This window comes from Paenibacillus chartarius (genome assembly GCF_042432825.1).
GTDB classification, from domain to species: domain Bacteria; phylum Bacillota; class Bacilli; order Paenibacillales; family NBRC-103111; genus Gordoniibacillus; species Gordoniibacillus chartarius.
The window spans coordinates 1-1,729 of record NZ_JBHLWN010000140.1; the positions used below are offsets into that span (position 1 = coordinate 1).

1 protein-coding gene is annotated in these 1,729 nt (G+C 54.4%); it reads right to left on the bottom strand.

Features of this window, described 5'->3' with window-relative positions; genetic code table 11:
• Nucleotides 1-102: 102 nt before the first annotated feature.
• Nucleotides 103-1,623 (bottom strand): transposase, encoded by a 1,521-nt coding sequence (locus tag ACFFK0_RS30665; RefSeq protein ID WP_015253995.1) that lies wholly within the window; start codon nt 1,621-1,623, stop codon nt 103-105.
• Nucleotides 1,624-1,729 lie beyond the last annotated feature (106 nt).

Sequence of the window (1,729 nt, forward strand, 5' to 3'; positions counted from 1 at the left end):
CGCCGATGAAATGGCATGTTTGAAAGCTGTTTTCAAGAATGTGCATGCCGAAGAACCCTAATCCAGGGCATTTTAAAAAAATGCTATATAAACCGTGCTTCATCAAGCGGCTGTTAAGCCTTTCAGCCACTCCTCAATGGACATCGGCTGGCGTTGCTTCTTTGCTTCTTCCAGCCATGCGTCAGCATGCTGGCACATAGCGATCAAGTACACGCGAATGTTCCAGTGACGGGAACTGCGCCCGCGCGAAGCTTCCAGGTTGTAATCGACTTTCTGGCGCTTGATGCAGCGTTCGACGCCGGTTCGTAATGCGTAACGCGCTCTCCACTCCTTGCTGTCGCGTCGGATGCGCGGAAACAGGCGTGGATTGTCCGCCGTGGATGTGTAGAACGTTCTTCCGTACGCGGAAGGCGAGCATGGAGTCGGACATTCCCATTTTCCGACTTTGGCAGGACAGCGCCACTTGATGCGCTGTCGTCCTGGACACTTGCCCCAGCAGACCATCTTGCGTCCGATCGGGCAGACAGGAACGCCGTCGGAATCAATTTTCATTTCATGGTATACCGTTTGCCCGGAGCGCCTGAGATTCAGGTCGATGATGGCGGAAACATCATCATGCTCCAGCATGGTATAGATCGGGAGGGCGTCGTGGGCGGAATCCAGGATCGCCTCTCCCACCTTCCAATCCGAGTACCAGTAGCGAAGTTCACGGTAACCGCAAATCCAGGACACGGCATCGTGCTGGCTGGCGCGGAACAGTCGCGGGTACACGGGCAGATTGTAAGGACTATCCGCTGACGTGAACATGTAGAGCGTACGCCCGTAGTAATATTTTTCGCGATAGCTGTCCCAGCCCCAATCGGCATCCGGATCGGAAAATTGCCGTTTGCAGGAACATTTCCAGTTGCCCGACTGGCGGCAATCGCAAAGGAACTTGCCGTAGGATCGCGCGCCGGTTTCAACCGGAGAGCCGTCGCCGATGACGCGAAAAGAACGGGTATCGCCAAGTAATCCTTTCGCCGCAGAAGGCAGGACGAACATCGTTTGGAATAGTTGTTGCAAGAGATCATGTTCTTTGGGCGTGTAGTGGATCTGGCCTTCGCGCAGGATGCGGGAGACGAGTTTCTCCGTAATTTTCGGATTTTTGGGTTCCTGCTTTTCGTTCTTTTTGCCTTTCTTTCGCGGCTTCTTCAAGCGGCGTTTGAGTCGTCCTGTCTTATGCGGAGTGGATGCCCGCCAGAGCCGCGGGAAAAAGTCGTAGAACGTCCCGACACCCGGCGACTGTCCGGGTTTGAAGCCGCAGAGAATGGCATAGACCGGCGTCGTACGAATCGCGATGACCCCCTCATCGACGCTCAACCCGAGCTTGGTCATGAGAAGCAAGCAGCGGAGCATGTCGGCGGGGTCGTGAGGCTTGCGGCCTTTGGGATTGGCGGAGTAAGTCGAACGCATCAAGGAAGCGGTGGCGGACAGGTCGATCGCCGTGATCCAGAAGATCAAGTCGCCGTAGAAGTGCTGCAAGAACAACATGGCTTCCGGTGTGTCGTACTCCTTTCGCAGTTGTTCGCATACGAAGGTCAAGTAGTCGTGATGAGAGCGAGAAACCAGTTTCAAAACGATCACCCAATTCTCCAAGAGGTAGGCAAAAACTGCCTTCTCGGCGATTATTGGGGCGTTTTGAAAAAGTCAAGAGGAAAGTTTGTTCGCATCCCTTTTTGGGGGTGAAACA